The following is a 1,944-nucleotide window of genomic DNA, read 5'->3' as shown; positions in this document are numbered from 1 at the left end:
CTGTACATCGGTGCGGTCCTCGTTGAGGTGCTGGAGGAGGCGACGGAACGCGGCGGCTTCCAGGGCGGTGGTATCGGTCATCGGTGGTTGATCCAGAACGGGCAGGTGGGCGCGATGTCGGTCGCGAAACCGGTGTTCGAAACGGCATCCGGTGCGCGCATCGCGCGGTTTGCACAGACACCCATGCCGGAATCGGGGACAATACGCGCCGACTCTACACCCCACGTTCCCATGACTGCCCGAATCCTGGACGGCCGCCGCATCGCCGAGAACCTGCTGGACGAACTCAAGGTCCGGGTGGACGCGCGCGTCGCGGGCGGCTTGACGCGGCCTGGCCTGGCCGTGGTGCTGGTGGGTGGCGACCCGGCCTCGACCGTGTACGTGCGCAACAAGCGCCGCGCGGCCGAGAAGGTCGGCATCGAGGCGTTCGACTACGACCTGGCGGCCGGCACGTCCGAAGCGCAACTGTTGGCCTTGATCGACCAGTTGAATGCCGACGCCAAGATCCACGGCATCCTCATCCAGCTGCCGCTGCCGGGCATTCCGGACGCGACCCGCCTGATCGAGCGCATCGACCCGCACAAGGACGTGGACGGGTTCCATCCGGCCAATGTGGGCCACCTGGCGCTGCGCCAGTTCGGTCTGCGCCCGTGCACGCCACGCGGCATCACCACCTTGCTTGGCTACACCGACCAGCCGGTCCGCGGCCGCAACGCGACGATCGTCGGCGTCAGCAACCACGTGGGCCGCCCGATGGCGCTGGAACTGCTGATCGCCGGCTGCACCGTGACCAGTTGCCACAAGTTCACCCCCCGCGACGTGCTGCAGGCCCGGGTCGGCGATGCCGACATCCTGGTCGTGGCGGCCGGCAAGCCGGGGCTGGTCCCTGGCGAATGGGTCAAGCCGGGCGCGGTCGTTATCGACGTCGGCATCAACCGGCTGGATGACGGCCGACTGGTCGGCGACGTGGGATTCGATGCGGCCTTTGAGCGCGCCAGCTGGATCACCCCCGTCCCGGGTGGGGTGGGGCCGATGACCGTCGCCACGCTCATGCAGAACACGCTGGAAGCAGCCGAAGCGGGCCTCTGAGCCGCCACTTTTTGCTGGTCGTGGGAGCGACGCAAGTCGCGATGAAGTGCCCGGACTCCCCCATCGCGACTTACGTCGCTCCCACAGGTGCCCGGATGATGTGTGCGGGAAAGCATTGTTCCGGCTTTGGCGGCAGCCGGAAGCCCCGCCGATCAGGGTATAATGCCGCGCTTCCCCAACTATCCGGGCCCGCCGATGCTGCGCATCCAGGCTGAAGCACTGACGTACGACGACGTCTCCCTCGTCCCCGCCCATTCCACCGTCCTGCCCAAGGATGTCAGTCTGGAGACGCGCCTGACGCGCGACCTGCGGCTGAAGCTGCCGATCGTCTCGGCCGCCATGGATACGGTCACCGAGGCCCGCCTGGCCATCGCCATGGCCCAGCTGGGCGGCATCGGCATCCTGCACAAGAACCTGACCGTCGAGCAGCAGGCCGCCGAAGTGGCCAAGGTCAAGAAATTCGAAGCCGGCGTCATCAAGGAGCCCTTCACCGTCGGACCTGAAACCACCATCGCCGAAGTGCTCAAGCTCACCCGTGCCCGCAACATCTCCGGCGTGCCGGTGGTGGACGGCGGCCAGTTGGTCGGCATCGTCACCAGCCGCGACATGCGCTTCGAAACGAAGCTCGACGATCCGGTCCGCCACATCATGACCAAGAAGGATCGCCTGATCACCGTGCGCGAAGGCGCCAGCGACGGCGAAGTGCTGCAGTTGCTGCACAAGCACCGCATCGAGAAGGTGCTGGTGGTCAATGACGCCTTCGACCTGCGCGGGCTGATCACCGTCAAGGACATCCAGAAGAAGACCGACAACCCCAATGCCGCCAAGGACAGCGCCAGCCGCCTGGTCGTCGGT

Annotated in this window: 2 protein-coding genes and 1 pseudogene; 2 read left to right on the top strand and 1 reads right to left on the bottom strand. The window is 66.8% G+C overall.

The window, feature by feature from the left end; genetic code table 11:
- Positions 1-81 (bottom strand): annotated as a pseudogene (locus AC04L7_RS17695) (DUF1244 domain-containing protein); the annotation flags it as partial.
- Positions 82-231: 150 nt separating this feature from the next.
- On the opposite strand from AC04L7_RS17695, the gene folD reads away from it, so the two are divergent.
- Positions 232-1,089: a bifunctional methylenetetrahydrofolate dehydrogenase/methenyltetrahydrofolate cyclohydrolase FolD gene (folD, locus tag AC04L7_RS17690; RefSeq protein WP_435998755.1), complete on the top strand. Its 858-nt coding sequence runs from the start codon at positions 232-234 to the stop codon at positions 1,087-1,089.
- Between the two features lie 195 nt (positions 1,090-1,284).
- Positions 1,285-1,944 (top strand): IMP dehydrogenase (locus AC04L7_RS17685; RefSeq protein WP_475513566.1); only part of this gene is annotated, 660 nt, incomplete at its 3' end.

It is taken from the genome of Pseudoxanthomonas sp. LjRoot204_2, from assembly GCF_056175765.1.
This window is presented reverse-complemented; position numbering and strand designations above follow the sequence as displayed.